Source organism: Allobaculum sp. Allo2 (assembly GCF_022701175.1).
GTDB lineage: Bacteria > Bacillota_I > Bacilli_A > Erysipelotrichales > Erysipelotrichaceae > Allobaculum > Allobaculum fili.
Genome location: NZ_CP078088.1, coordinates 1837183 through 1863138, shown reverse-complemented (window position 1 = coordinate 1863138; position 25956 = coordinate 1837183). Strand labels below are relative to the sequence as shown.

Sequence of the window (25956 nt, the reverse complement as noted above, 5' to 3'; positions counted from 1 at the left end):
TTATCCAAAACGGATTAAAAAATTGCGTAACCTGTTGCGTGAGCACTCGAAAATGGCTTATGTACAGCCTGTGTGAAAGCGCATTACATTAAGGACGCGTTAAACTTTGCCAGGAAACCGGGTACATTTCCACAGCATTATTGGAATTCGATGTGTTTCGGTTTATTTTATTGATATGAAATCACGTTCCGTTCAGGTTTGCGACTGTGCCTGCTACCTTGCTAAAAACATTCGCAGCGCTGAAGGCGAACTGCCCAGCGCACAGAGAATTCACAACCTCCTGTATCTTGCTACACGGGAAAGCACCTGCATTTTTGGAGAAGGTCTTGTTCCCTGCACCTTCCGCTGCACCGATGACGGCGTTCTTTGTGAGAACTGCTCTCATACCGTAGTCCATTCGGGCCGATGGATTCCTGCTGCACCAAAATGACCAAAAACGTTCTGGGTATTCTGAACTCGATTCTGGCAACGTATGGATCCTGGAATGAAAGCGAACTTCGACTTCACATCCTGCAGGAAAAAAGCTGGAATCACGCCAGAGAAACCGAAGAGGACGGCATTCTCAGTCAGGAAATGATTGCAGAAGATGCACAGAAAGTTTCCAGGCTGAATGCCCTCTGGTCGATGAGCCACTGCAGCTACGATCCAGTTATTCTGGATGACGCCGATCGCAGCGGATGCCTCTGCTTTGGTCTTCAGGCGTAAAACGGGAGGTCTGTAAGGAAAGGGCGAAACAGCAGACAGCCAAAGATACGAATCACTTTATATAAAGAGAAACAGATGGATCGGAAAGTCCTGCACAGGAAACTTTCCAGAGCGTCAGAACGATGGAAAAGAGAACATCGTCTGACGCTTTTCTTTGAAGTGCCTGGAAATTTCGAAGGGAAAGAGAAACCGCAAACCCTTTGTTTTCACGAAAACAGGACATGAAAAAGCCGGATCCAGGATCCGGCTGAAGATTTGAATTCAGATCTTCTTAGTAAACCATTTTAACGATTACAGCAACACCCATGCCGCCGCCGATGCAGAGGGAAGCGAGACCATAAGTGAGGTGACGTTTAGCCATTTCGTAGATCAGGGAAACGAGGATACGGTTTCCGGAAGCGCCTACTGGGTGACCAAGAGCGATAGCGCCGCCGTTTACGTTGGTAACGGACATGAGAGCTTCGCGATCGATGCCAGTCTTTTCAACCAGTTCGTGGATTACGCCAAGGGACTGAGAAGCGAAGGCTTCGTTCAGTTCGATCAGTTCCATCTGATCCAGAGTCATGCCTGCATTTTCAAGAGCGTGCAGGATAGCCGGGGTAGGACCAAGGCCCATTGTCAGAGGATCAACACCGCCTTGACCAAAAGCAACGATTTCAGCGATTGGTTTCAGGTTGTTTTCAGCTACAGCGGATTCGCTGGCTACGATACACATGGAAGCACCGTCGTTGATTCCGGATGCGTTGCCGGCTGTAACGGTTCCGTCTTTGATGAAGGAAGGTTTCAGTTTAGCAAGGAGTTCCATGGAAGTTTTTCTTGGATGTTCGTCGGTATCGAAGATAACGGTTTTCTTGCGTTCTTTAACTTCGATTGGAACGATTTCATCTTTGAATTTTCCAGCAGCGATAGCAGCAAGTGCTTTTTCCTGGCTGGCGAAAGCGAATTCATCCTGCTGTTCGCGGGTGATGTTGTATTTCTTCGCAATGTTTTCAGCGGTTACGCCCATGTGAACGTTGTTCATAGCATCTGTCAGCGCATCGTAAATCATGGAGTCAACAACTGTCTGGTTGCCCATCTTAACGCCCTGGCGGTTTTTGCCGGAGATCAGATAAGGAGCAGCGGACATGTTTTCAACACCGCCGGCTACGAAGATGCTTCCCCATCCAGCACGAATACGGATGGCTGCTTCGATTACAGCTTCAAGACCGGAGCCGCAAACCATGTTGATGGAATGTGCCGGAACTGTGTTAGGAATGCCAGCATCGATAGAAATGTGACGTGCGATGTTCTGGCCAAGTCCGGCACCAATTACGTTACCGATGATTACTTCGTTAACCTGTTCTGGTTTTACATTTGCCTGTTCAAGAGCTGCTTTCAGAACGGTAGCACCCATATCAGCAGGGGTTACATTTTTCAGAGAGCCCATGAATGTTCCGATGGCGGTACGTTTTGCGCCAACGATATAAGCTTTTTCACTCATTACGAATGACCTCTTTCTACTCTTACGAGATTTGCGATTTCATACTAGCCCACCCGCGAAGGAATATCAAACCGTTTTGTGAAAGAAATCACAGTTTCCCGGATTCCGACGCGATTGTTCGCCTTCCCAGATCGTGAACCGCTTTCAATTTAAAAAGAAAGCCGAATTGCCTTGTTTTTGGCCTTCGAAAGGACCGGATCGAGCAGGAAAACAAACGTGCGGACTGTTTGAATCTGTCTTTATCTTATCAGAGAGCCCCAGTTTCTAAACCATCATTTTTGACCGAGCGCTCAGACCAGAGGGAAAAGCCGCCTGGTGACGCTCTGAACCGAAAGGGATTTCAGCCAGATGTCACAAATTCTCAGAAGATTTTCCGAGCAGGCACTTTAAAGGGAACGACTGGATCTGAACTCCCGTATAAGAGTGAGATCACATACAGGATCATGTCCAGGAGAAACAGAAAATTGACCGGCAGATTCGAATGCCCGGCAACGGAAGAAGAAAAGAGAACTCGCAACTTCCTGACGGGCTGATCCACGAAATGGCTTTCCCATATAGAGGAGCACGCAAGCATAGAGGCACGCAAACCCAAAACAGGGAAAAGAAAACCGGATCCTGCGGGCGCGGCGAATCCGGAAAACGAGTATGGTCTGTCAGTCATCGTATAGAGAAGAGTCCGATCCAGTCTCTTTTATATAGACGATCTTATATTGGTGATCTGTTATAGCCGATCTGTCTGTATATGGACGCTGTATGGGCTGCTTTCTTCACTGCGAAGCAATTCTGAATGAGGACAGCGAGTGAACGGGAGGCGCAATCCGTAAGAAGTGTTCCCAGAAGAACAGGGGAGTGAGTGAACCGAAGCAAAACGAAATACAGCGTTTTGTCAGGCAGCCTGACCGTTTGAGGCGTTCCTTTTCGAAGAAGAAAGCTGTTCGAATCGGATGGAAAATACGAAATTGTGGGATGGAGCGAAACGGAAAACATTGAAAAAACGGGTTAAATTCTGAATTAATAAACAAAATGCAAAATGAAAGCGATATCATGGAGGTGGACCGCAGAAATGTGGGTATATTTTGCCCGCTTCGGGCCATTCTGGTCAAGGGCATGTCTGATTCCCTTTAGGTAGGCCTTTTATGTAAAGGAATTGACAGATTTTAAATACCGGAAGAGCTCCCACACTTTTGTGCTGACGTGTGAAAGTATTCACATTTGAAATTGACAGTACTTTGGAAAGGGCTATTAAAGGGCTATTATTGTGCTTAGTACAAAGAACGGGTACGTTTTCGTACGTCTTTGTCCTGGATCCTAAGTTCTATTTGAAGAGAAAGGAGAACTTCATTTTTATGGATTTCAATTTAACAGAACAACAGAAACTGATGCAGAAGTTGTTCCGGGAAGTTGCACAGGCAGAAGTCAAAGACAATGCTGCTGATGTCGACGAAAAGAACGCTTTCCAAAAGAAAACGTTGAAATTCTTCGTCAGGCAAAAATGCTTGGAATTCCTTATCCACGGGAATACGGAGGAGCTGGCGCCGATTATCTGTCCTACATTCTGGCAGTCGAAGAACTCAGCAAAACCTGCGCTACTACAGGCGTAGTCCTCTCTGCACACACCTCCCTGGGTACCTGGCCGATCGCTCAGTACGGTACGCCGGAACAGAAGGAAAAATACCTTCGTCCGCTGGCTTCCGGTGAAAAGCTTGGCGCATTCGGTCTGACCGAGCCAAACGCCGGTACCGATGCTGCCGGTCAGCAGACAACCGCCGTTCTGGTCGGAGACGAATACGTTCTCAACGGAACAAAGATCTTTATCACCAACGCTGGCGAAGCTGATGTCTATATCATTTTTGCCATGACCGATAAGTCCAAGGGAAACAAGGGTATTTCCGCTTTCATCGTTGAAAAGGATACTCCGGGCTTCACCATTGGACAGCACGAAAAGAAACTCGGTATCCGCGGTTCCGCGACTTCCGAGCTGATCTTCAACAACGTTCGCATTCCTAAGGAAAACCTTCTGGGCGGTGAAGGAAAAGGCTTCAAAGTTGCCATGTCCACACTCGACGGCGGACGTATTGGTATCGCAGCGCAGGCTCTTGGCATTGCCGAGGGTGCTCTCGAAGAAACCATTAAATACGTTAAGGAAAGGAAGCAGTTCGGACGTCCGATCGCTAAATTCCAGAACACACAGTTTGTCATTGCTGACATGCAGACTCGCATTGATGCAGCCAAGATGCTCGTTTACCGCGCAGCTATGGCCAAAGAAGAAGGCAAACCTTATTCCGTACTGGCTGCTGAAGCCAAGCTCTTTGCTGCAGAAACAGCTATGGAAGTTACCACAAAGTGCATCCAGCTGATGGGCGGCTACGGCTATACCCGCGATCTGCCAGTTGAAAGAATGTTCCGCGATGCCAAGATTACTGAGATCTACGAAGGAACATCCGAAGTTCAGCGCATGGTTATCTCCGGCGCAGCGCTTCGCTAGTGGAAAGGAAAACGGGATACTATGAAAATTGTTGTATTAGCTAAACAGGTACCTGACTCAACCGAAATTACAGTCGACAAGAAAACCGGAACCCTCGTTCGTGACGGCGTACCTTCCATCATCAACCCCGATGACCTCGCCGGTCTGGAAGCAGCTCTTGCTCTGAAAGACAAATCGGACGATGTAGTCGTTGAAGTCCTCTCCATGGGTCCACCTCAGGCTGCCGGGATGCTCCAGGAAGCCATCGCCCGCGGCGCTGACAAAGCGTACCTTCTGACTGACCGTCGTCTTGGCGGTGCAGATACCTGCGCAACCAGCCGCACCCTTGCTGCTGCGCTCGACAAAATCGGCTATGACCTGATCATTGCCGGACGTCAGGCGATTGACGGCGATACCGCTCAGGTTGGTCCGCAGACCGCTGAACGTCTGAACCTGCCCCAGGTAACTTATGTAGATGAAATTCTCGAAGTTGCTCCGGATCATGTTCGCGTAAGAAAATCTCTCGAAGATGAAGAACAGATCGTCGCTGTTAAACTGCCGGCTGTAATCACTACGCTTTCCGGCATGAACAAGCCTCGCTACATGAACTGCAACGACATTGTTGATTCCTTCAACAAGCCGGTTGTCATCATGACTTACGATGATCTCGCTGCAGATCTTCCGCTCAGCCAGATCGGTCTGGCCGGATCTCCGACCCAGGTTTACCGCACATTCACAAAGGATGTAACGGCTGAAACGGAAACCTTCAACCTGTCCGCTGAAGAAACAGGTAAGAAAATCGCTGAAACTCTCAACGAGAAACAGCTGATCAAGAAGTAGAAAGGATTGTCATGGCTACATTTCCAGATTACAAAGATATTTACGTATTTGTAGAACAGAAAAATTCCCAGCCTGCGGAAGTCGGCTACGAACTGATTAACAAAGCTCGTGAACTCGTTGATGCTTCTCCGGAACTTGGCTACAAAGTAGTCGGCGTTCTCCTTGGCGAAAACGTAAAAGACAAAGCAGCTGACGTCATCGCTCACGGTGCTGATGAAGTTATCGTTGTCGATGATCCGAAGCTGAAAGACTACTCTACTCAGTTCTACACAGACGCTCTGACTCAGGTTATTGAAAAATTCAAACCTTCGTCTCTGCTGACCGGCGCTACCGTTCTCGGCCGCGACCTTGCACCGCGTGTTGCTGCACGTATCAACGCAGGTCTGACCGCTGACGCTACCGGTATTGAAATTGGAAAGAACATCACCCTCGGCGGCGGCGCTGCTGCTCGTCAGATCCCGGATGATGACGCTCTCCTGCTCGTTACCCGTCCTACATTCGGCGGTAACCTGTTCGGTACAATCGTTTGCCCGAATACCCGTCCGCAGATGGCGACCATCCGTCCGAAAGTATTCGACATGGCAAAACCAGATACTTCCCGCAAGGGCGAAGTCGTTGAATTCACTCCAGAATGGAACGACACAGAAGCTGCAGTTGTTGTAGAAGGCATCGAACCAAAAGAAGCTGCCGGTGTAGATATCACCAAATGCGATATCCTCGTTGGCGTTGGCCGTGGTGCTGAAGGCGCTCTGCCTCTTTGCGAAGAACTCGCAAAACTGCTCGGCGGTGAAGTTGCCGGAACCCGTGCTGCTGTTGAAGACGGCTTCCTGGCTAAAGAAAGACAGGTTGGTCAGACTGGTAAAACCGTTCGTCCTAACCTTTACATTGCCTGCGGTATCTCCGGTGCCGTTCAGCATGTAGCGGGCATGGAAAAATCCGATTACATCATCGCGATCAACCGTGACCCGGAAGCAGAAATCTTCAAAATTGCCAACCAGGGCTATGTTGGAACCGTTGAATCCGTTCTGCCGGTTCTGATTGAAGAAATCAAAGCGATCAAAGCTGCGAAGTAATAAACCTTTCTCTTCTCCATACGGTACGTTCGTACCGCATGGATCTGCTTCGCTCTTTATATGACGTACGGATTCATCTTTTCGGATCATCCGCACCCTCAGAAATTTCAGACACAGAAACTCCCCGGCCGTTATGGCCTGGGAGCCTGTCGTCTTTGTTCTCATTATCGGACGGCGATCGATGACCGTCCCTGATCAAGGAGAGTAAAAACATGAAAAAATTGGTGTAGTTGGCGCTGGAACCATGGGGCAGGGCATTGCAAACGCATTTGCATCTGCCGGCAATAAAGTTACCGTCGTTGACGTTAAAAAGAATGGGCCGAAAACGGCATCAACAAAATCTGCGCTGGCAAGGACAAACTCGTTGCCAAAGGCAAAATCACTCCGGAAGCTGCTGAAGCTGCAAAAGCCAACCTGGCTGCCGGCGTTTACGAAGATCTCGCTGACTGCGATCTGATTGTTGAAGCTGCTCTCGAACAGATGGCTCTGAAAAAGACGTATTCTCAAAGCTCGATGAAATCGTTAAAGACGATGCCATCTTCGCTACGAACACTTCTTCTCTGTCCATCACAGAAATCGCTAACGGAATCAAGCATCCGGTAATCGGCATGCATTTCTTCAACCCGGCTGACCGCATGAAACTCGTAGAAGTTATCTCTGGCGCCAACACTCCAGAAGAAGTAAAAGACGAAGTTATCGCTACAGCCAAAGAAATTGGCAAAACACCGGTTGAAGTTAAAGAAGGACCTGGATTCGTTGTTAACCGCATTCTGATCCCGATGATCAATGAAGCTACCGGCATTCTTCAGGAAGGCCTCGCTTCTGTTGAAGATATCGATACCGCTATGCAGCTTGGTGCCAACCACCCCATGGGACCTCTGGCTCTTGGCGACCTGATCGGTCTGGATGTCGTTCTGGCTATCATGAACGTTCTCTATGACGAAACCGGCGATCCCAAGTACCGTCCGACAACTCTTCTCAAGAAGATGGTTCGCGCTGGCAAACTTGGCCGCAAAACCGGCGAAGGCTTCTACAACTACAAGAAATAAGCGCTTTGTCATCAAAGGGGAGACGTTCGTTTCCCTTTCTTTACCTTTTCTTTCTCTGTAATCCCCGCATTACAGGGTTCAAATTTTACCGTAAACCATATACTCGCTCAAATTATTCGGCCTGAAGCCGCGCAGTTTTTCTCTTTCAAATTTTTGCAGACGGTTTCACAGGTATGGATCTGTTTTCAGACTGTCCTGTTTTCGAATACTGAGCCGTGAAGAAAGGATCAATCATGGATAAAGTACTTCTCGAGAAAAACGGAAACGTTGCTCTGATCACCATCAATAACCCGAAAGCGCTCAATGCTCTTTCCACTGAAGTTCTGCAGGATCTCGAAGCTGCAGTAAACGACGTTAAAAACGATGACGAAATCCGTGCCGTTGTTATTACCGGTGCTGGAAACAAATCGTTCGTTGCCGGCGCAGACATCGCCGAAATGAAAGACAAAACCGTAGAAGAAGCTGCTGAATACGGCGCCTTCGGAAACAAAGTCTTCCGCATGATCGAAACCATGGAAAAACCAGTGATCGCTGCCGTTAACGGCTTCGCACTCGGCGGCGGAAACGAGCTGGCTATGGCCTGCGACATCCGTCTTGCTGCTGATACCGCTGTATTTGGTCAGCCGGAAGTCGGCCTGGGCATCACTCCGGGCTTTGGCGGAACCCAGCGTCTGGCTCGCATCGTTCCTGTCGGCATCGCTAAGGAAATCATCTACACCGCTCGTAACATCAAAGCGCCGAAAGCCCTCGAAATTGGTCTGGTAAACGCTGTATATCCAGCCGAAGAACTCATGGCAGCTGCTATGAAGATGGCAAACGGCATCGCGAAAAACGCTCCAAAAGCCGTTGCTGCGTCTAAAGCAGCGATCAACGAAGGTCTCAACGAAACGATGGATGAAGGCATCCAGACCGAAGTAGAAAAATTCTCCGGATGCTTCGCAACCGAAGACCAGAAATACGGCATGGACTGCTTCCTTAACAAAGTCAAAGACAAACAGTTCCAGAACAAGTAGTCAGGAGGACATTCAATGTCGAAAGTTATTACTCCAGCTCAGGCAGCGGATCTCGTTAAAGACGGCGACCGCATTGTCATGAGCGGATTTATTGGCATGTGCCATCCGCAGGAAGTAACGTATGCCATTGAAAAACGCTTCCTCGAAACCGGGCATCCAAGAGATCTTGATCTTCTTTTCCCGACAAACGTCGGTGACGGAACCGACGCGCTGGGCATGAACCATCTGGCACACGATGGACTGCTTCGTTCCATCGTCGGCGGACACTGGAACCTGGTTCCTGCCCTGCAGAAACTCGTTACGGAAAATAAGGTTCAGGCCTGGAACCTGCCGATCGGTACGCTGGCACAGCTTCTTCGTGAAATCGCCGGCAACCGTCCAGGCGTAATTACCAAAATCGGTCTGAACACGTTTGTCGACCCGCGTCTGCAGGGCGGCAAAATGAACGATGTCACCAAGGACGATCTCGTTGAACTGATGGTTATCGACGGAGAAGAATATCTCCGCTACAAATCGTTCAAGAAGATCAATGTCGGTGTCATTCGCGGAACTTATGCGGATGAAAACGGTAATATGACCATGGAAAAGAAGCTGCCTTCCTGGAAGCGCTGGCTATGGCTGAAGCCGTTAAAAATACCGGCGGTATCGTCATCGCTCAGGTCGAAGACGTAGTCGCGAACGGAACGCTCAATCCAAAAGATGTCAAAGTACCTGGAATTCTGGTGGACTACATCGTAAAAGGCACTCCGGCAAACCACTGGCAGAGCTATCTTGATCCGTATAAACCGGAATTCTCCGGACAGATCAAGCGTCCTCTGGATGCCCTGGAACCCATGCCGCTGAACGCGCGTAAAGTTATCAGCCGTCGTGCGGCAATGGAACTTACGCCAAACGCGATCGTGAACCTGGGTATCGGTATTCCGGAAGGCATCGCCAATGTCGCCAACGAAGAAGGCCTCCCTGGTCTGAAAATGACCGTCGAAGCCGGAAACATCGGCGGCGTACCAGCCAGCGGCGTAGGCTTTGGCGCCTGCACCAACCCGGAATGCACCATCGATTCGCCAGCCATGTTTGACTTCTATGACGGCGGCGGACTCGATCAGGCTTTCCTCGGTCTGGCGGAATGCGACAAAACCGGAAACATCAACGTTTCCCGTTTTGGTCCAAGAATCGCGGGCTGCGGCGGATTCATTAACATCACCCAGTCCACTCCGGTCGTTGTCTTCTGCGGTACATTCACTGCCGGCGGTCTGAAAGAAAAATTGGCGACGGCAAGCTGGAAATTGTCAACGAAGGACGCATCAAGAAATTCAAGGACAGCGTAGAACAAGTTACGTTCTCTTCTGAATTTGCAAAGAAAGCCGGACAGAAAGTTCTTTACGTTACTGAACGTGCCGTATTTGAATTGAAGGACGGCGTATTCACCCTCGTCGAAATCGCTCCTGGCGTTGACCTGCAGAAAGATATTCTCGATCAGATGGAATTCAAACCGGCGATCGCGGAAGATCTCAAGCTCATGGATGAGCGCATCTTCAAGGATGAGCCCATGGGCATGGTGAAATAAGCCTTACCTAACCCAATCTTTATGAAAAACGAACCTCTGGATTTTGAAAACAATCCAGAGGTTTTTGTGTGGTGGAGTGCAGGACTTTGGTTACGCGTTTTTCTGTGCGCGTTTTCAAGCATCTTTCCTGTCTGTAAAAATAAGTCCCAGACAATCGGCATAGGATTTCGAAAGGTTTCACGTATGCCGAAGCCCCGGAATTCGAGTAAGTCAGGGAGCGAAATGCTTTGAAAACTTGCTTTATGGATTTGGCTAAATTAGGGATCTGAACAGAGGAAGGTGTCTGTAAACGCCCAATAAGAATGCCCTTACAGAAGCGGGAAGGGAAAAGAAAACTCTTCGGCAAAAATCGGGAATACATCGGCATTCGATCGAATATTGTCGCATTTCTAAATAACTGTCCGGATTTTCTAAACAGAATTGAGGATATGTCCCTTATACGCAAACGGAGTGATTCATGATTCTTTAAGAACATCAGGTATAATGAAAATATCCAAAGTTCAAAGGATCAGCGCGTTTTGACAAGCCATCGTTCTGCAAAACGGCGCACAGATTCTGGTCAGAGCTTTTGGAATCCTGTTTTTATTCCATATATGTTAGGAAGAGACCACCCGCTTGCCTTGCTTTTGCGGGTGCTTTATAAAGAATTACCAGTACTTGTAAATCACATTCAATTTTGTCTGTTCAAATATGAGGCCTCCAATGTCATTAAGTTAAGGAGGGATAAAAATCGTATACCCTGTTCATGAGCGTTGTTATTTCTTATATTTTGCGTCTCAGGCATGACGAAAAGGATGATTTTCTACCTGTTGAAAAAATCATCCTGATGACTTTTCGGTTTTCAAATCTGTCACTTCTTCTTTCTGGTATCAGCTCTTCCTTCTCTGATCGGAGATATCCTGGCCAGAAGAAGATCTTCCAGTGTACTCAAGCTGATTCTGGCTTTTTTGAACAGCCACTGTTGAATCGTTTTGATGATGAATCCGAAATCTGCCTTCTGCTTGTGCTTTTTGGCCTGAGCGATGCGCTTCTGGTGCTGACGAGATCTTTCTACCTTGTTGCGCAAACGGGAACAAAGATTGTAGAGAGTCATTTTGGCATAGATCTCTGCCTGGACCAGATCAAGCTTCCTTGAATGAGTCCATTCAAGATCGGTGTTTCGTTTCAGTCCCCTGAAGCCGACTTCAACCTGCCAGCGCAGACGGTAGATCTGCTTGATGTCCTCGGTCCCAAACTCAGCTTCCGACAGATTGGTGCAGACGGTAATGAATGATTCATTCCCTTCGCAGGCAGCTTTGAACCTCACAACCCTGATATTTAAAGGGAGTTCAGTCGTTTGACCGTCAAATTCAGGCTGCTTCCTGTACGAAGAGATGTACTTATAGACATCCCAATGGTCTTTGACATGCCTGTTGTTTTTACTGGTCAGAATCACATTGAAAGGAATGTCATACTCTTCTGACTCGGGAGTCTTATAGTACTTGAGAATGCTTGTAGATGATGTCTCGTCTTTGATACGTATGACAAAAGGGACATGTTCCTTCTGCAGGCGATAGAAAGACATAAGAGCTTCGTATCCCCGATCAGCGATGAAGATGGCTTTCTGAAATGAAGAACGCTGAGCGAGTTCAAGAAGAGCTGAATCTTCATTCTTCTCAGAGCCGGGTTGAAGCAGCGCGTCAGTAAAGACGGAGTTGAGGGCGTCGAATTCGGCATTCAAATGAACAAAGTGCCTCTTCTTGCCTTTTTAGAAGCGCCATAGGTGATGTCATTGTCCTGTTCAGGAAGAACTTGAATCTCGCTTCCATCTACAGCGAGGAGGCGATAACCCTTGAAGGTTTTAACATCAGAGCTGGAAGTTGCCTTGTTAAACCGATTGAAGACGTTTTTATAAAGTGAAGAGTTGATTTTGGAACGGGCCTGAGACACAGCAGAGGCTGAAACAGATGATCCGCCCTTAAACAGGATCCAGGGAAAGGAAGCAGCGAGGGATTCCTCTGTCAGCTGAAACGGAAGAAGGACAAGCTCATGCAGGTCAATCTGCCGCTTACGGGTGAAGGCGGACTGAGAAGTAAAATTGGCAGGGTTCGCCGTTTCTGAGCTGATGATATTGAGGAAGGTGTTTCTGAAGAAAGAACATTCTTTGGCGATAGCAGTCATAGGGAAAACTCCTTTAAGTTCTCCCCATCGGCTGCGAAGCAGCATGCGCGGCGGCAGAAATTTGTCAATAGATTTTTAGAAAAAGTGAAAAACTCGAATCATTCGAGATTTGACTTGAAGAGTAGAAAAAGACCACATCACTGCTTAACGCTGATGTGGTCTGAGAAATCTTAACTTAATGACATTGATGAGGCCTCAAACAAAAAAGACGATCGCTTTTAACAACTGGATCCGGAAAGATCCATTCCATCTTGTTTACGGCCTTCAGACCAGGGGACTTTCATGAAAAAGTTTTTAATGGCGGCCCTTTCTACGGCACTTCTCATCAGTGCGGCAGGCTGCTCGAATCAAACGAAAGAAGAACCAAAGGTGACCGCCCTCAGCGTAATGGATACGGTCAACTCGAAAAATATCGTAAATTCCGAAAGCGACATGCGCCTTTGGTATCAGGTGAATCCGGCGCTGTTTACAGACCGGGCGACCGGGGCGGCCGGAACCATTTCCAGCATTCTTACCGATATCGAATACTTGTCGGACGGCGACATGGAGACGACTAACGATCTGAACATGAGCGGAATTCTGCTGACCAATCTCTTTGCGGTCGACGACCAGAACGCGCCAAAGGATTTTGTGACGATCGATCCCAATCTGGGAATCGATGACGATCTCTCTTCGCTTTGCAATCGCGGAGCAAGTCTGAACCTTCCGGTTATGGTTTCTCTGGAAATCGGCTATATTTCGCAGGAAAATGCGGATTTTAAAGCCATGTGCGATCTTGTGAATCAGAACCCGGATCATGAAGATCTCTTCAGTCTGAACCCGGATCTTTTCGACATGTTCTTTATTGAAAAGGACCACGGCGGACAGGACGGCTGGACCCAGATTGGAACAACGGCCTACTATTACCGTTCTCTGCCGCAGACATCCATTCCAAAACTCAACATGGGCAATATCAATGTCCGTGTACAGCTGCAGACCGGACTGCGCCATCTGATCAATCTTGGTGTCAGTGGGTTCTACATTCCTGATTTTGATGCCGTATTCGGTGAAAACCAGGAACAGGGCGCGGAATTCATGACCTGGATGAGCGAAAGCGTACAGGAAATGAACCCGAACGCCAAAGTCGTTTATTCGTATACAAACTGGAACGATGCGCTTGCGCCGATCCCCGCCTACAGTGCCTGCAAAGAAGGGGAAGGCGCACAGGGCATGATCGGCAAAGCCGTAACCGGTGCGATTCCAGCCAAGGATCTTGGTCTGTGGCTCGAGTCGGCGGTTAACCAGTCCAACGGAATGAACGCTTCCTTTATCAATTCCGACCAGAATTCTCTCGATCTGCTCAAAGTGAGCAGCCGCCTGCCGCAGTATAAAATGGCGCTGGCTTTGCAGATTATGACCAGCGGGCAGATCTTTATCCTTTCCGGCGATGAACTCGGCCTGACCAGTGAACAGACCGATCTGATTGTTGACGCTATTGAAATGCCGAAAGAAGACGAAGAAGAAAACACCGATTCCGAAACCAAAGGACAGGAAATCGATCTCGAATTCGCCTCGCTTTCCGAGCAGAAAGCGGACGGAAACTCGATTCTCAATTTCGTACAGCAGGCGATTAAGCTGAGAAACTCCTGGCTCGCCATTTCCGAAGGCACCACAACGTGTCTGCAGGATCTGTCCACTGATCAGGTTCTCGTTCTCGACAAGCGCCAGTCCAACTCGGAAGCGGTTCTGGTCTTCAACCTCTCTTCCAAAGAGGCGACGGTGGATCTTTCTTCCGTAAAGATCAACAGCCTGCCTGCGGAACTGGGCGGGGAACTGCTGACGGGCACTTCTCCCGTTACGCTTGAAAACAACATTCTGACTCTGCCGGCCAATTCCATGGCGCTCCTGAAATAAAAGAGGACAGCAGGAAAACAGGCAGGAAGCCAGAAGAAATTATTCGCAGCGAAAAATCGGACCGATTTTCAAAAGGAAAGCAGATGGCCAGATCGACATCGAACAGATCTGGCCATTTCTTTTGTCTGCACCCATGATATGTCGGACGAACGATGATTTTTGCATAAAGATTCATCCAAATGGATGTCCATTTAAATCGTACAATTCTTAGAATCCGATTTCGTAAGGGGAAATTCGGAAAATCATGTCGGCATACGGCGGTTTGCCGTTATAATTTGACTGACATCACAGCAATTTTTAGCTGAATACCAATGGGAAAAAGAGGGGACTTATGTTATTTTTTCGAAACGATTACGGTGAAGGCTGCATAGAGCCTATTCTTGACCTGCTTAAACAGGCCAACGACGAATCCAACCCTGGATACGGCACCGATTCTTATTCCAAAAAGGCAGCCGAACTGATTCAGTCCAAACTGCCAGACGTACCTTCCGATATTCATTTCGTCGTTTCGGGTACGCTGACCAACATTGTCATGATTCGCCGCGTTCTTCGCGACTGGGAAGCCGTACTTTCGGTCGATACCGGACACATCATTGAACACGAAGCCGGCGCGATTGAAGCGATTGGTCACAAAATTATTTCTGTTCCAAATTCCAATGGAAAAATGACCGCCTCGGTTCTGGAAAAGACCGTTGAGCGCATGCGCAAGGATCCAAACTATCTGATTGAACCAAGACTGGTCTACATTTCCAACGCGACGGAACTCGGTACCGTCTATACAAGACAGGAGCTCGAAGCGCTGAGTGCTGTCTGCAAGAAAATGGGTCTGTATCTGATGATGGACGGGGCAAGACTCGGCGCCGCACTGATGAGCGGCATTGACTACTCTTTGAACGATATCGCCAAATGGGTCGATATTTTCTCGATTGGCGGAACGAAGAACGGTGCGCTTTTTGGAGAAGCGGTCGTTGTCGTCAATCCGGATCTGCGTCCGTATTTCCGCTACGTAGCCAAGCAGTCCGGAGCCATTTTAGCCAAGGGCTGGCTGATCGGCATGCAGTTTATCGGTCTGTTTGAAAACGACGCTTTTACAAGAACGCGGGCTACGCCAATAAGCTGGGTGCGGAAATTCAGAACCGTGCCATTGAACTGGGCTATCCGCTGTTCATGAAGACGACGACGAACCAGATTTTCCTTGTACTCAACCGTTATCAGTTTGACTATCTGCGCGATAAAGTCGATTTTGAAATCTGGACATACTGGGATGACAACGTAGTTATTCGTCTGGTCACCAGCTGGCATACCTCGCAGAACGATGTCAAAACGCTCTGCCAGTATCTTGAACTGGCCATGAGCCGCTCCCGCCGCAATGACGAAGCCGTTCTGGCTGCCGAAGCGCAGGAAGAAACGCCTGAAAAAAGCCTTTAAGCCGACTTTATCGAAGTAAGGTATTGCTCATCTGATTATCAATTCATATCGCAAGTTCATCTGGCCGTATGGAAGCTTTTGCTTCTGTACGGCTTTTCCATATGTGCAGGATCTCGTTTACGTTGATACAGATTGTACGGAAAAGCCGCACCCTGCGGCTGCGGATCCGGCTGCGTATACGATTTTCGCTCTCGGACCCGCAGCCTTTTGAACGCCAGGGAATCCCGGTTGAAGCCGAACGTTCAATCGGCTATCGTAGAAGAATCTTCTTTTTCCGACGGGCGTAAAACCGCCCGCGAAGGACCTGGCATGAAAAGATAGGAGCGGGTGATGGCGATGAAAGAAATACGAGAGTGGAGAGAGTGGGAAAACTGGCTGAATCAGGCGGAAAAAGCGCGAACTGCGTCCTGAAAGCCGGGGTTCTGCTCATGTCTTCGGGTGCCGAGGTGTACCGCGTGGAAGAGACGATGAACCGTCTTGGCAATTCGATTCCCGGCGTCGACAGCAGCGAAAGCTACGTCATGGTTACGGGAATTATCTGCTCGGTGGAAATGGGCGGACAGACTGTTACGCGAATGGCCCGCATTCACGACACGTCTCGAAATCTGCTGGTGGTCAGTGCGGTCAATGAACTGAGCCGAAAAGCCGAATCGCATCACTATACGTGCGATCAGCTTCTCGAAAAAATCGAAGCGATTGAACATCTTCCCGATTATTCGTCAGGCTGGAAAGCGCTGTGGGGCGCGATTGGCGCCGCGGGCTTCTCCCTGTTTTTTGGCGGCGGATTTTATGAGCTGGGCTTTGTTTTTCTGATCGGTCTGATCGTTCGCTTCTTTTCCGTCGTCTGCGAAAAGATCCACATCAACAGCTATTTCGTAAACATGTTTCTCGCCTTTCTGACCGCGATTCTGGCGGTACTGTTTCATTGCCTAGTTCCGGAAGCGTCGCAGGATATTATGATCATCTCTTCGATCATGCTGCTGGTACCGGGTCTGATGATTACCAACGCGCTGCGCGACTCGGTTATGGATGAACCGCTCAGCGCCGTCGTCATTTTGATGCAGGCCGTACTGATCGCCTGCGCCATCGCCATCGGCGTTCTGATCGGTCTGTACGTGATGGAGGCACTGATATGAACGAACTGTTTGTCAAATGCCTCTGGGAAGGCTTCCTGGGCGCCGGACTGGCCACAATGGGCTTTGGCGTCCTGTTCAACGTCCGCTCGAAAAATCTTCTGCTGGCCGCTTTAACGGGCGCTGCAGGCGGTGTGGTCTATATTGCTCTTTCTTCTCTGAAATGGCCGGAAGGTCTGGCCAATTTCATGGCAGCCATGGTGATCGGCACACTCGGTGAAATTTTCGCGCGCAAATGTCGGACGACGGTGACGACCTTTACGGCTCCCGCTCTCATTCCGCTCGTTCCTGGAGGAACCGCGTACGAAATGATGGTGCAGTTTGCGACCGGAGAAATCGCGACGGGCATTACCAAGCTGATCTCCATGCTATCCATATCGGGAATGCTGGCGATGGGCATTCTGGTCGTTTCCACACTCACCCGCTTTTTCTTCTATTCCAAGCGACAGGTGAAAAAACGCATGAAAAGCTTATGCGCGTCCAGCAGCAGCTGGCCGGTCAGGAATTCGTCCAAAGACGAATGTACGCAAATCGGCTGCAGCTCTTATAGACGACGAAAAGCCGAAGGACGCGGGCGGATCAAACCCATGCTGCCCTGTGATTCCGGAAAATGAACTGGATCAAAATGTCTCCAATGCAAAAGAAAGGCATTTTCGGGAAGAGGATTTTCAGACATCCCAATATAAGATTCCTGAATTCAAAGACTCTTCCTCCAATTCCGACAACTGATTTACTCCATGCAATACCACTTGCCAAGTAGCCGTCCAAAGAACGTGAAAAGCCGCTTCGAAACGCGTCGAAGCGGCTTTTGACTGTTTATAGACAAGTTCAGCTGAGATCGAGTGGTCTGGCTTTCTGCTCTTCGCTCAGTTCCAGGTTGGAAATGTCCGTCCAGCCGAGAATGCTGTTTTTCTTGATCTGCGCCTTATGACCCCAGACGTTGACGAGATGAACGGTTTCGCCGGCATTGAGCGGCATTTCGTAGTTGGTGAAATTGCTGCCTTTGCCGTCGACGAGAAATTCATTGTCGATCCAGAAGCGGCGGTGCGCTCCCGGGGAATAGACAAGCGACTGCTTCTCGCGTTTTTCTAGAATCTGCAGCTCGGAATCCGCCCATGTGACATAATACGGCGCAAAGTTTTTCGGACGGGTCGTCCGTACGGCTTTGACCCGGTCGAGCAGATCGTCGCTGACGGTTTCCATATAGTTGCGGCTGATGATTAAAGCGTTGAGCTGTCCGGCAATTTTCACTGCGTTGCCGCCGTCGATGGAAATAATGTTTTTCTGATATTCGAGGCGTACAGAAAAATCGGCGCGTCGATGACAGTATTCGCTGACCGGCATATGACCGACCACGACGATATGGGAAAAGTGATGATCTTCTTCCTCAAAGTGATAGCGGGTCATGACATAGCGGAAATCGTCCGCGATCGTCTCTTCGTTTTCGATGCCGGAATGGGCAAAAATGTACGTCGGGGTAATAAGCACATGCGGCAGATCGTTCAGAAAGGAAAGCTCCTCTAAAAGCCTTTTCGAATCGTGGCCGCCCACGAATTCATATCCTGTACGTCTTCAAACGGACCAAGATTCAGCTTTGCGGCCATTTCGTGAATCAGCGATTCTTTTCGGTTGGTTAAGACCTTTCGCAAATAGTCCAGACGATAGGAATACAAAACGTTTTTGGCTACAAAATCGCAGTTTCCCATGATCGCATACACTTCCGGATACTTGGACAGTTCCATGATGTGATGCAGAATGTCGAGATTCTGTGTTCCTTTTTCTACGAGATCGCCAAGGAGAATCAGCCGGTCTTCTCCCGGTTTGTACGAGCATTTTTCGAGCAGTCGTGTAAAGAGGGTGTCGTTTCCGTGCAGATCGGAAATGACGATGGTCCGTCCGTCAAAATCGTGCAGATGACGGATTACTGGCTTGCGGTTCATGAAACCAGAAACCTCAGAAAGGAATCCGCCAGACTTTCCCATTCCGCCTCATCGTGTTCGCCCAGAGGTTTGACATGAAATTCCATCCTGACGCCTTTGGAAAGCAGAATGTTGGCCAGTTCCGTCAGGCAGGCCGTTTCTCCGACGAACTCATGCGCGGTATTGCCTTCTCGTGCACCCCAGGAAAGATAGAGAGAACTCGGCGAGTGAATGTAAACCTGATCGGCACAATAGAGAAGACTCGAATCGCAGGGCAGAACGTACGGGGACAGAGCCACGGCTTTGGAGAAAACGGACGAGCAGGTGCACAGGGCGTAAATTGCCATCAGGCCGCCGCAGGACGAGCCGCCGATCCATGTGTGCCGGCGATCCTTGCGGGCAGGGAAGTGATGGTCGACGTACGGCTTGAGCGTATGGAGAATGAAGTCCATCGTCGCATCGCCTTTTCCGTCAATGCCTCCGCCAAATTCAGCATCATAAAAATCGAAGGGCGCGTATTCGGAAAGCCGCTCATTGCCTTCGTGACTGCATTCGATCCCAACGACAATAATGTCCTCTTCAAGGGCGTACAGATGGTTGAGCAGCCGCCACGAGCGGCCGTAGGTCGCATCTTCGTCGAAGAAGAGATTGTGTCCGTCAAACATGTAAAGGACCGGATAAGTTTTGTGACTGTTCATGTAGTCATCGGGCAAATACATGTGAATAGTCACATCGCGCTCGAGACTGCTGGAATAAAGATCGTATTTAATAATCATGTCGGTTAATCGTTTTTCGCAAAGGAGTCGATGAAGAACTCATTTCGCCTTTCAGGGGTAGTAAAACGCGCTTTGATCGTTACGTCACCCATTGCGCTCGCAAACGCAGGCGGAAGAACTTCTACGCCAATCAGTTCGCTGGCGTACTTGCTCATTAACATTTCTACCGAATTGAGATAGTTTACGCCAGTACGACGGCCGACAAAACCGGCCGAATACGGCGCGGTAAGGTCCATCTCAATCGAAGAGCCTAAAGTGACCTGCGCCCACAGACGGTAAATATCCTGATCGAACGAATAGTTGATCAGATCCGGACAGAAGCCGCCTGGCGGTCGGAAGTTCATTTCCAGCGCGCAGAGATCGCCCTTCTTTCCAAGGCCCGGCTGATCTTCGGTCAGTTCAAAGTATTCGCCGTGGAAAAAGCGGCTCTTAATGCCGAAGGCGTCGATCACGCTCTGCGCGATTGCGGCGCGTTCTGCGGGAATAGCAAAGTTGTAGTACGTTCCGATCGAATCGTGATTCTGAACGGAGTCCATGCAGTTGGAAACGTAGGACATGCCGCAAAGAAAGCGGATCTTTCCGTTCTTGTCGGCCAGACCGTCAAGGGTTGTAACATTGCCGGCGACAAACTGCTCGAGAATCATCTGCATCGACAGATGTTCGGCTTCCTGCCAGTAGCGTTCGAGCTCTTCCGGATTATGGATGTGCCAGGTATAGCTGGCGCCGACGCCATGATCCGGTTTTAAAACCAGATTGTACCCGTGTACCTCAGCAAAGCCGACCGCTTCTTCATAGGAAGTCGGCAGGATGTAGGGCGCCGTAGGGATGCCGGCTTTTTCGTAATACGCCTTCATGGCGGCCTTGGACTGGAATTCTTCAACCTGTGCCAGACTGAAGCCGGATTTCACGTTGAAATCGTCGCGCAGTCTTGCGTCCAGATCGAGCCAGGCTTCGTTGTTGGATTCGATCCAGTCGGGCTTGCCGTACTTGCAGGCGAAATAGGCGACGCCTTTGTACACTTCCGAATAGTTGTGAAAGGAAGAGACGCGATAGCACTCGTCCATGTACGCCTTGAGTTCCGGCTTGAGCGAATCGTAGTCCGTATCGATAATGCCAAGAACGCGAGCGCCCATTTCTTTCAGGCCCCGGCAGAACATCCAGTAGCTTTCCGGGTAGTTGGGGAGATGAAAATAAAGTTTTCCAAACAGGGTTCTCCTCTCTTGTTCTCTCTTTTCTTAATCTTTCTTGTCTGATTTCTATATTGCCTTGGGAAAAAGAACAGGCTGCCTCAGCCTGCAGCGATTGTGAGGTCAGCGTTTTGTCCGTTTTCTTTCCGTTAAAAGAATGCCGATGATGGTTTTGGCATCATCGATTTCCCATTTATAACCATTTCCAGCGCTTTATCGAAATCCATCCAGAACAGATGAATTTCCTCGTTTTCATCCGGATCCAGCCGGTTTCTGGCCGCTCTGGCGTTCTGTCCGAGATAGACGTGCAGCTTTTCGCTGTCGTAGCCGGGGGTCGGATAAAAGGAACAGAGCTTTTCCAGAGGATCGCAGACATAGCCGGTTTCTTCGTTAAGTTCGCGCATGGCCGTCTGTTCGGGTGTTTCGCCCGGATCGATCATGCCAGCGGGAATTTCGATCATGACCTCTCCGGATCCGGCGCGATGCTGCCGGACCAGAAGAATCTGGCTGTCTTTTAATGCGACAACGGCGGCACCGCCGACGTGACGGATCACATCGCGTTCGACTTCTTTTCCATTGAGGAGCATGCCGGTTTTGATCAGCGAGAAAATGGGTCCCTGATAGATCGTTTTTCGTCCATAACTGCCTTTCTATCTGCTCTTTTCCTGAAACGGACGGGCTGTCTAAACTGGGCAGCCGGTCCGTTTTGCGAGGAATTTGTTTTGCGCAGAATTGATTTCAGGATCCGAATGCTGATTATACAGAATGCAGACCGTGCACAGAATACCGGTTTGCGTTTTCTTTTTCTCAGCCAGGGAATTTCTGCTGTTTTTCATTTTAAGTACTTTTTGATGCGTTGTTCATCCTTTCTGATTTTCTTTTGTACATAAGGCAGATTTTCGTAAAAAAGCCGCAGGGAAAGGGATTTCCAAAATCCCGTTTTCCCTGCGGCGTATGGTCTGAGGATGTCATTGAATAGGTCAGTCGACGGTATCGAGGAAGGCCTGCGTAATGGCCTGGGCGATTCGCGTCTGGAACTTGGTATCGCTCATGCGTTCATAATCCTGCGGATTGGTAATGTAGCCGACCTGAAGCAGAACGGCGTTGATGTCATCCGACTTTAAAATGGGGAAGGAATCGTAATGATCGGTATCGTGACCTTCATAGCGCGAGTAGCTGATCCGCTCCATTTCTCTGGCGATTTCTCTGGCCAGATCGTTGAGAACCGGCTTGTCGGGTCTTGTAAACAGGGAATAGCCCTGATGCAGGGAGTTGTCCTGATTGACCTGAAGTTCGAGAATGTAGTCCGCGCCGAGTTCTTTGGCTTTGTCCATGCGGGTCTGTTCGCATTCGTCCGTGCTTGAACAGGCGGGAACGTCGTCATACCAGCGGGAATATTCCACCCGGTAGCCGGCGTTTTCGAGCGCGCTGCCGATTGTCAGCGCCATCTGCATGAGCAGATCCTTTTCGCTCGTTCCGTTCTGGTTAATGTAGCCGGTATCCGTGCCTCCGCGGGCGGGATTGATGTAAATGAGCGGAGAGGACGAACTTCTTCGCGTATCGACGTCGTTGTTAGTACGCAGCGGCTGATTTTCGTCATAAACCGGAATCTGCGTACTTTCTGGTGAAAGGGAAGCCGACAGATTTGGGTCGATGACCAGCAAAATAAACAGTGCCGCAATCAGAAAGAAAATGGCGCGTTTCATGATCTGACTTCCTCCTTTCCTTACGCTGAATGCAAAGCGGGATCCGGCTCTGGCTCGTTCGCATTTCGCAAGATGGACCGGAATCGTATATAATCACAAAGTTATCGTCTGCTTAAAGCCTAGTCTGCAGACGCACGGATAAAAAACATGGATTTGGCTTTTGTTAAACCGAATTTCAATCTTAACAAAGCCGCTCTGGCTCTGCCACTCTTTCTCTAAAAATCTATCACGCCTGCAAGCCGAATCAAGTCTGCATGCCAGACGATACCGAGGATTTCCAAAGGAAAGGGCAGATCCGCAAGCGCCGTACGTTTTAGATAAGAAACGCTTCGTATTTCGTTTCATTCTCGTTTCTTATTCGTCTCTTATTTAAAGGAAATAGGCTGTTCTGGCCTGCAGATATACTGGAAAGGAGCAAAGCGCATGGAATTTAAAGTCTGTCTCGATCAGTTTGAAGGACCGCTCGATCTGATGCTGCATCTGGTCCGCTCGTCTCAGCTCGATCTGTTTGAGCTAAATCTCGATGTGCTCGCCAGCCAGTACTGCGCCTACATTCACGAAGCGCTCAAGCAGGCGCTCGATGTCAGCAGCGAATATCTTGTCGAATTCAGCAGCCTTCTCGAATACAAGTCGAAAAAGCTGCTTCCCAAACCGTGTATCGAAGACGATCCGGAAAGTACGTACGAAGAAGATCCCGCCGAGCAGCTGGCCAGACGTCTGCGCGAATACGAAAAGTGCAAGGCGGAAGCCGAAGTTCTCGCAAGACTGTACGAAAAGCGGGAAAAGCGGCTGAGCCGGGAACCCTCCAGTCAGATCGACGAATGGGCGAGCATGGTCAGCGACGAAACGCCGCTTACGATTGCACCCAACGCACTCGCTTCGGCGTTTCTTCGCGTGCTGCGCCGTCATCAGCTGCTTCAGCCCTACCAGACGAAAGTCGAAGTCAAGGAGCTGAGCGTAGAAGAGCGCATGGCGCAGATTCTCAATATGGAAATTTTTACGCCCACGCCCTTCCGATTTGAGCAGCTGCTCGACAAAGTGACGACGCTTCATGAAGCGATCGTGACGTTTCTTGCGGTTCTCGAACTCGTGCACGAAGGCAGCGCGGCGGTCTTTCTGCAGGAAAAGACGAAATCGAAGGCGATGCGAATACTTCCGAAGGAGAACGAGCGGACGGCTCTGGAAAGGACGAAATATGGATTCAGCAGGTACCAACGAATCATTAAAAGCGCTTCTGGAAGGGCTGATTTTTGTCAGCGGCGAAGAAGGCCTGACCCTTCTGCAGATTCAGTCGGTTCTCGACTGGTGCCAGCGTTCTACGCTTTTAGAAACGCTGGAAGAAATGCAGGCGGATACAAAAAGGAAGCGCGCGGCGTGGAACTCGTCCGCTATGGCGGCAGCTGGAAATACGTCGCCAAGGAATCCGTCTATCCCCTCGCGCAGAAGCTCTATTCGAAAATTCAGAGCGCGTCGCTGACGCCGTCTGCCATGGAAGTTCTCTCGCTGGTCGCGTACCGGCAGCCGATTACCCGGGTGGAAATCGATGAAATCCGCGGCGTCTCCAGTGACGCTACGCTCAAAAAGCTCCAGGCGCGCGGGCTGATTGAAACGTGCGGCCATCTCGACACGATCGGGCGCCCGCTGCTCTATCAGGTCAGCGAATCATTTTTCGATACCCTGGGCATTTCCGCCCTTTCCGATCTGCCGGCGGTGGAAGTTGAACAGAAGGAAAGCTCTCTTTTGAACGTGAAGAGGCACTTACAGTGGAAGATAAAGAAAAACAGCCGGAATCGGCGAACACTCCGCAGGCGTCAGACTCTTCAGAAGCCGCAGAAGAATCCGCTTCAAAGGCAGACCAGACGCCCGAGAGGCCGCAACAGGGTATTGTAGAAACAGACCAGACGAAAGAGACTTCGTCTGATCCAGTTTTCGAATCCAAATAAAAAAACCGGTGGATGCATCGGTTTGTCTAAATCTTAGCCGGACGCATCGAGATCCGATGCGCCGTTTGGCTTCATAAAAACAGGAAGGCAAGATAATCATATGGAAGAACGTCTTCAGAAACTCATTGCCCAGTCCGGCATCTGCTCGCGCCGTAAAGCGGAAGAGCTGATTCTGGCGGGAAAAGTAAAAGTCAATGGAAAAGTCGTCACGACTTTAGGCACGAAAGCCAGCAGTTCGGACCGGATTACGGTCAATGGCAAGGCCATTTCCAAAGACGAAAAAGTTTACTATGTCCTCAATAAGCCGAAAGGCTGCATCACGTCCATGAAAGACGAAAAGGACCGCCCGACGGTGATGGACTATGTTCCCTCCGATGTGCGCGTCTTTCCGATCGGCCGTCTGGACTACGATACAAGCGGCGTACTGCTGCTGACTAACGACGGCGATTTTGCCAACAAGATGATGCACCCGCGCTACCATCTGCCCAAAACATACGAAATCAACTTGCAGGGCATGCTCAGCGAGGACGATGTCCGCAAACTGCGTAAAGGGTTCAGCTACAATGGCGAAACGTTTGCGCCGGCCAAAGTCTTCATTAAAAACAAGGACGTCACCCGCGATCGCATGCTCGTGGATCTGACGATTTATGAAGGCAAAAACCACCAGGTCAAAAAGATGATGGAAGCGCTCGGTCATGAAGTGCGCCGTCTGAACCGTTCGGCGTTCGGCTTTGTCCGTGTTGATGACATGCGTCCAGGCGAATGCCGTCGTCTGAAACGCTACGATGTGCGCAAGCTCGAAGCCATGAGCGAGCAGGGCGGAAACAGTTCAAAATGAAACAGATTTTTTATCCGCTCCCTTTAAATGCGGGAGACCTGGTCGAACTCGATGAAGCGACGGCCCATCATCTCTTTGATGTGCTGCGCACCGAGTCCAAAGAAGACGTCCGCCTCATTAGCGGACAGGAAGTGTATCTGGCCCATACCGAGCAGAAGCCGTATTTGCGCATTGAAAAAAGCTCGAAAGCGCGGGCCAAAGCCAGGCAGCCGAACTGACGCTTTGCGCGGCGCTGATTAAGGCCGACAAGTTTGAATGGATGCTGCAGAAAGCAGCGGAACTTGGCGTAAGCCGCATCGTACCGTTTACGTGCGCCCGCTCGATTGTTCAGATCGATCCGAAAAAGGAAGCCAAGAAGCAGGCCAGATGGAATGCCATTCTTGAACAGGCCTGCCGCCAGTCCAACCGGACGAGCCTTGTGCATCTTGAACCCGTCTGCTCGATCAATCAGCTCGAAGCCTATAAAGGCGAGGTCAATGTCTGCGCCTATGAAAAGAAGACGAACATCATGTGCTGTACGATGTCCTGAAAAATCCGTTTTCTTCGGCCTGCTTTGTGATCGGGCCGGAAGGCGGGTTTGCGCCAGGCGAAGCGGAACGCCTTGAAGAAAAAGGCTTTGCGCTCTGTTCGTTAGGTACCGGTATTTTACGCGCGGAAACCGCCGCGTGCTTCGTGCTTTCGGCTGCGCAGTATCAGCTGCAGGCCAATGCCGCCAAAGACGGTTCGTCTGCCCTTTAAGACGATTTTCCATCGGCTAATTCAGAATCAGACAGGCGCCTTCCGGC

23 protein-coding genes and 4 pseudogenes are annotated in these 25956 nt (G+C 49.7%); 18 read left to right on the top strand and 9 right to left on the bottom strand.

Annotated elements, in window-relative coordinates; translation table 11 throughout:
- The first annotated feature begins 175 nt into the window (after positions 1-175).
- Positions 176-430: a hypothetical protein gene (locus KWG61_RS10445; RefSeq protein WP_242743679.1), complete on the top strand. Its 255-nt coding sequence runs from the start codon at positions 176-178 to the stop codon at positions 428-430.
- The gene (locus tag KWG61_RS10440) at positions 427-705 is read left to right on the top strand and encodes a hypothetical protein (protein WP_242743678.1); all 279 of its coding nucleotides are present in this window, start codon (positions 427-429) and stop codon (positions 703-705) included. The genes KWG61_RS10445 and KWG61_RS10440 overlap by 4 nt, the downstream gene beginning before the upstream one ends.
- 271 nt (positions 706-976) lie before the next feature.
- On the opposite strand, the gene KWG61_RS10435 is transcribed toward KWG61_RS10440, so the two are convergent.
- Complete coding sequence (locus KWG61_RS10435) at positions 977-2185, bottom strand: acetyl-CoA C-acetyltransferase (protein ID WP_230267894.1); 1209 nt, start codon at positions 2183-2185, stop codon at positions 977-979.
- A 1346-nt stretch (positions 2186-3531) separates the two neighbouring features.
- Here KWG61_RS10435 and KWG61_RS10430 point away from each other — a divergent pair.
- From KWG61_RS10430 to KWG61_RS10400, 7 genes and pseudogenes are all read left to right on the top strand, one after another.
- Positions 3532-4670 (top strand): annotated as a pseudogene (locus KWG61_RS10430) (acyl-CoA dehydrogenase).
- A 21-nt stretch (positions 4671-4691) separates the two neighbouring features.
- Positions 4692-5489 (top strand): electron transfer flavoprotein subunit beta/FixA family protein, encoded by a 798-nt coding sequence (locus KWG61_RS10425; protein ID WP_230267896.1) that lies wholly within the window; start codon positions 4692-4694, stop codon positions 5487-5489.
- Between the two features lie 11 nt (positions 5490-5500).
- A complete protein-coding gene (locus KWG61_RS10420) occupies positions 5501-6562 on the top strand; it encodes an electron transfer flavoprotein subunit alpha/FixB family protein (protein WP_230267897.1) in 1062 nt (353 codons plus the stop codon).
- A 244-nt stretch (positions 6563-6806) separates the two neighbouring features.
- Positions 6807-7245 (top strand): annotated as a pseudogene (locus tag KWG61_RS17580) (3-hydroxyacyl-CoA dehydrogenase family protein); the annotation flags it as partial.
- Positions 7246-7341: 96 nt separating this feature from the next.
- Positions 7342-7611, top strand: coding sequence for a 3-hydroxyacyl-CoA dehydrogenase family protein (locus tag KWG61_RS17575; protein ID WP_242745660.1), 270 nt, complete (start codon positions 7342-7344; stop codon positions 7609-7611).
- 233 nt (positions 7612-7844) lie between these two features.
- Complete coding sequence (locus tag KWG61_RS10405) at positions 7845-8624, top strand: enoyl-CoA hydratase-related protein (RefSeq protein ID WP_230267899.1); 780 nt, start codon at positions 7845-7847, stop codon at positions 8622-8624.
- 15 nt (positions 8625-8639) lie between these two features.
- Positions 8640-10188: pseudogene (locus KWG61_RS10400) on the top strand (acyl CoA:acetate/3-ketoacid CoA transferase).
- Positions 10189-11038: 850 nt separating this feature from the next.
- Here the strand turns inward: KWG61_RS10400 and KWG61_RS10395 are convergent.
- Both KWG61_RS10395 and KWG61_RS10390 read right to left on the bottom strand, forming a co-directional pair.
- Positions 11039-11908 (bottom strand): transposase, encoded by an 870-nt coding sequence (locus KWG61_RS10395; protein WP_242743677.1) that lies wholly within the window; start codon positions 11906-11908, stop codon positions 11039-11041.
- Positions 11905-12348, bottom strand: a complete 444-nt coding sequence (locus KWG61_RS10390) for a hypothetical protein (protein ID WP_242743450.1) — start codon at positions 12346-12348, stop codon at positions 11905-11907. Before KWG61_RS10390 ends, KWG61_RS10395 begins: the two co-directional genes overlap by 4 nt.
- A 282-nt stretch (positions 12349-12630) precedes the next feature.
- On the opposite strand from KWG61_RS10390, the gene KWG61_RS10385 reads away from it, so the two are divergent.
- The 5 genes from KWG61_RS10385 (at position 12631) to KWG61_RS10365 (ending at position 17416) form a co-directional block, all read left to right on the top strand.
- Positions 12631-14241, top strand: a complete 1611-nt coding sequence (locus KWG61_RS10385) for an alpha-amylase family glycosyl hydrolase (RefSeq protein ID WP_230267370.1) — start codon at positions 12631-12633, stop codon at positions 14239-14241.
- A gap of 331 nt (positions 14242-14572) precedes the next feature.
- On the top strand, positions 14573-15412 hold the full coding sequence (locus KWG61_RS10380) for a low specificity L-threonine aldolase (RefSeq protein ID WP_242743676.1): 840 nt from the start codon (positions 14573-14575) through the stop codon (positions 15410-15412).
- Positions 15409-15669: a hypothetical protein gene (locus KWG61_RS10375; RefSeq protein WP_242743675.1), complete on the top strand. Its 261-nt coding sequence runs from the start codon at positions 15409-15411 to the stop codon at positions 15667-15669. Before KWG61_RS10380 ends, KWG61_RS10375 begins: the two co-directional genes overlap by 4 nt.
- A 362-nt stretch (positions 15670-16031) precedes the next feature.
- Complete coding sequence (locus tag KWG61_RS10370; protein ID WP_242743674.1) at positions 16032-16805, top strand: threonine/serine exporter family protein; 774 nt, start codon at positions 16032-16034, stop codon at positions 16803-16805.
- Positions 16802-17416: a threonine/serine exporter family protein gene (locus KWG61_RS10365; protein ID WP_242743673.1), complete on the top strand. Its 615-nt coding sequence runs from the start codon at positions 16802-16804 to the stop codon at positions 17414-17416. Before KWG61_RS10370 ends, KWG61_RS10365 begins: the two co-directional genes overlap by 4 nt.
- A 214-nt stretch (positions 17417-17630) precedes the next feature.
- On the opposite strand, the gene KWG61_RS10360 is transcribed toward KWG61_RS10365, so the two are convergent.
- The 6 genes from KWG61_RS10360 to KWG61_RS10335 all read right to left on the bottom strand — a co-directional run bounded on the left by KWG61_RS10360 (position 17631) and on the right by KWG61_RS10335 (position 22390).
- Positions 17631-18353, bottom strand: coding sequence for a hypothetical protein (locus KWG61_RS10360; RefSeq protein ID WP_242743672.1), 723 nt, complete (start codon positions 18351-18353; stop codon positions 17631-17633).
- Positions 18323-18742, bottom strand: coding sequence for a metallophosphoesterase (locus tag KWG61_RS10355; RefSeq protein WP_242743671.1), 420 nt, complete (start codon positions 18740-18742; stop codon positions 18323-18325). Before KWG61_RS10355 ends, KWG61_RS10360 begins: the two co-directional genes overlap by 31 nt.
- Positions 18739-19497 (bottom strand): alpha/beta hydrolase, encoded by a 759-nt coding sequence (locus KWG61_RS10350; protein ID WP_230267380.1) that lies wholly within the window; start codon positions 19495-19497, stop codon positions 18739-18741. The genes KWG61_RS10355 and KWG61_RS10350 overlap by 4 nt, the downstream gene beginning before the upstream one ends.
- A gap of 5 nt (positions 19498-19502) precedes the next feature.
- Complete coding sequence (locus KWG61_RS10345) at positions 19503-20654, bottom strand: acetyl-CoA carboxylase biotin carboxylase subunit family protein (protein ID WP_242743670.1); 1152 nt, start codon at positions 20652-20654, stop codon at positions 19503-19505.
- A 179-nt stretch (positions 20655-20833) separates the two neighbouring features.
- A complete protein-coding gene (locus KWG61_RS10340; RefSeq protein ID WP_242743669.1) occupies positions 20834-21271 on the bottom strand; it encodes an NUDIX hydrolase in 438 nt (145 codons plus the stop codon).
- 393 nt (positions 21272-21664) lie between these two features.
- Positions 21665-22390: an N-acetylmuramoyl-L-alanine amidase gene (locus tag KWG61_RS10335; RefSeq protein WP_230267384.1), complete on the bottom strand. Its 726-nt coding sequence runs from the start codon at positions 22388-22390 to the stop codon at positions 21665-21667.
- Positions 22391-22813: 423 nt separating this feature from the next.
- Between KWG61_RS10335 and scpB the strand changes: the two genes are divergently transcribed.
- From scpB to KWG61_RS17570, 4 genes and pseudogenes are all read left to right on the top strand, one after another.
- Entirely contained in the window at positions 22814-24280 is a 1467-nt protein-coding gene (gene scpB, locus KWG61_RS10330) for an SMC-Scp complex subunit ScpB (protein WP_242743668.1), read from the top strand.
- A 153-nt stretch (positions 24281-24433) separates the two neighbouring features.
- Complete coding sequence (locus KWG61_RS10325) at positions 24434-25171, top strand: pseudouridine synthase (protein WP_230267390.1); 738 nt, start codon at positions 24434-24436, stop codon at positions 25169-25171.
- Complete coding sequence (locus KWG61_RS10320) at positions 25168-25389, top strand: hypothetical protein (RefSeq protein ID WP_242743667.1); 222 nt, start codon at positions 25168-25170, stop codon at positions 25387-25389. The genes KWG61_RS10325 and KWG61_RS10320 overlap by 4 nt, the downstream gene beginning before the upstream one ends.
- A pseudogene (locus KWG61_RS17570) lies at positions 25386-25909 on the top strand (16S rRNA (uracil(1498)-N(3))-methyltransferase). The gene KWG61_RS10320 and the pseudogene KWG61_RS17570 overlap by 4 nt, the downstream one beginning before the upstream one ends.
- Positions 25910-25956 lie beyond the last annotated feature (47 nt).

Bases quoted from the DNA above. Each gene is read 5' to 3' on its own strand.
- KWG61_RS10340 (WP_242743669.1), bottom strand. From the start codon at position 21,271: ATGCTCCTCAATGGAAAAGAAGTCGAACGCGATGTGATCCGTCACGTC.
- scpB (WP_242743668.1), top strand. From the start codon at position 22,814: ATGGAATTTAAAGTCTGTCTCGATCAGTTTGAAGGACCGCTCGATCTG.
- KWG61_RS10350 (WP_230267380.1), bottom strand. From the start codon at position 19,497: ATGATTATTAAATACGATCTTTATTCCAGCAGTCTCGAGCGCGATGTG.
- KWG61_RS10375 (WP_242743675.1), top strand. From the start codon at position 15,409: ATGAAGACGACGACGAACCAGATTTTCCTTGTACTCAACCGTTATCAG.
- KWG61_RS10420 (WP_230267897.1), top strand. From the start codon at position 5,501: ATGGCTACATTTCCAGATTACAAAGATATTTACGTATTTGTAGAACAG.
- KWG61_RS10345 (WP_242743670.1), bottom strand. From the start codon at position 20,654: ATGTTCTGCCGGGGCCTGAAAGAAATGGGCGCTCGCGTTCTTGGCATT.
- KWG61_RS10365 (WP_242743673.1), top strand. From the start codon at position 16,802: ATGAACGAACTGTTTGTCAAATGCCTCTGGGAAGGCTTCCTGGGCGCC.
- KWG61_RS10355 (WP_242743671.1), bottom strand. From the start codon at position 18,742: ATGAACCGCAAGCCAGTAATCCGTCATCTGCACGATTTTGACGGACGG.
- KWG61_RS10405 (WP_230267899.1), top strand. From the start codon at position 7,845: ATGGATAAAGTACTTCTCGAGAAAAACGGAAACGTTGCTCTGATCACC.
- KWG61_RS10325 (WP_230267390.1), top strand. From the start codon at position 24,434: ATGGAAGAACGTCTTCAGAAACTCATTGCCCAGTCCGGCATCTGCTCG.
- KWG61_RS10390 (WP_242743450.1), bottom strand. From the start codon at position 12,348: ATGACTGCTATCGCCAAAGAATGTTCTTTCTTCAGAAACACCTTCCTC.
- KWG61_RS10435 (WP_230267894.1), bottom strand. From the start codon at position 2,185: ATGAGTGAAAAAGCTTATATCGTTGGCGCAAAACGTACCGCCATCGGA.
- KWG61_RS17575 (WP_242745660.1), top strand. From the start codon at position 7,342: ATGATCAATGAAGCTACCGGCATTCTTCAGGAAGGCCTCGCTTCTGTT.
- KWG61_RS10385 (WP_230267370.1), top strand. From the start codon at position 12,631: ATGAAAAAGTTTTTAATGGCGGCCCTTTCTACGGCACTTCTCATCAGT.
- KWG61_RS10440 (WP_242743678.1), top strand. From the start codon at position 427: ATGACCAAAAACGTTCTGGGTATTCTGAACTCGATTCTGGCAACGTAT.
- KWG61_RS10335 (WP_230267384.1), bottom strand. From the start codon at position 22,390: ATGAAACGCGCCATTTTCTTTCTGATTGCGGCACTGTTTATTTTGCTG.
- KWG61_RS10320 (WP_242743667.1), top strand. From the start codon at position 25,168: ATGAAACAGATTTTTTATCCGCTCCCTTTAAATGCGGGAGACCTGGTC.
- KWG61_RS10380 (WP_242743676.1), top strand. From the start codon at position 14,573: ATGTTATTTTTTCGAAACGATTACGGTGAAGGCTGCATAGAGCCTATT.
- KWG61_RS10425 (WP_230267896.1), top strand. From the start codon at position 4,692: ATGAAAATTGTTGTATTAGCTAAACAGGTACCTGACTCAACCGAAATT.
- KWG61_RS10445 (WP_242743679.1), top strand. From the start codon at position 176: ATGAAATCACGTTCCGTTCAGGTTTGCGACTGTGCCTGCTACCTTGCT.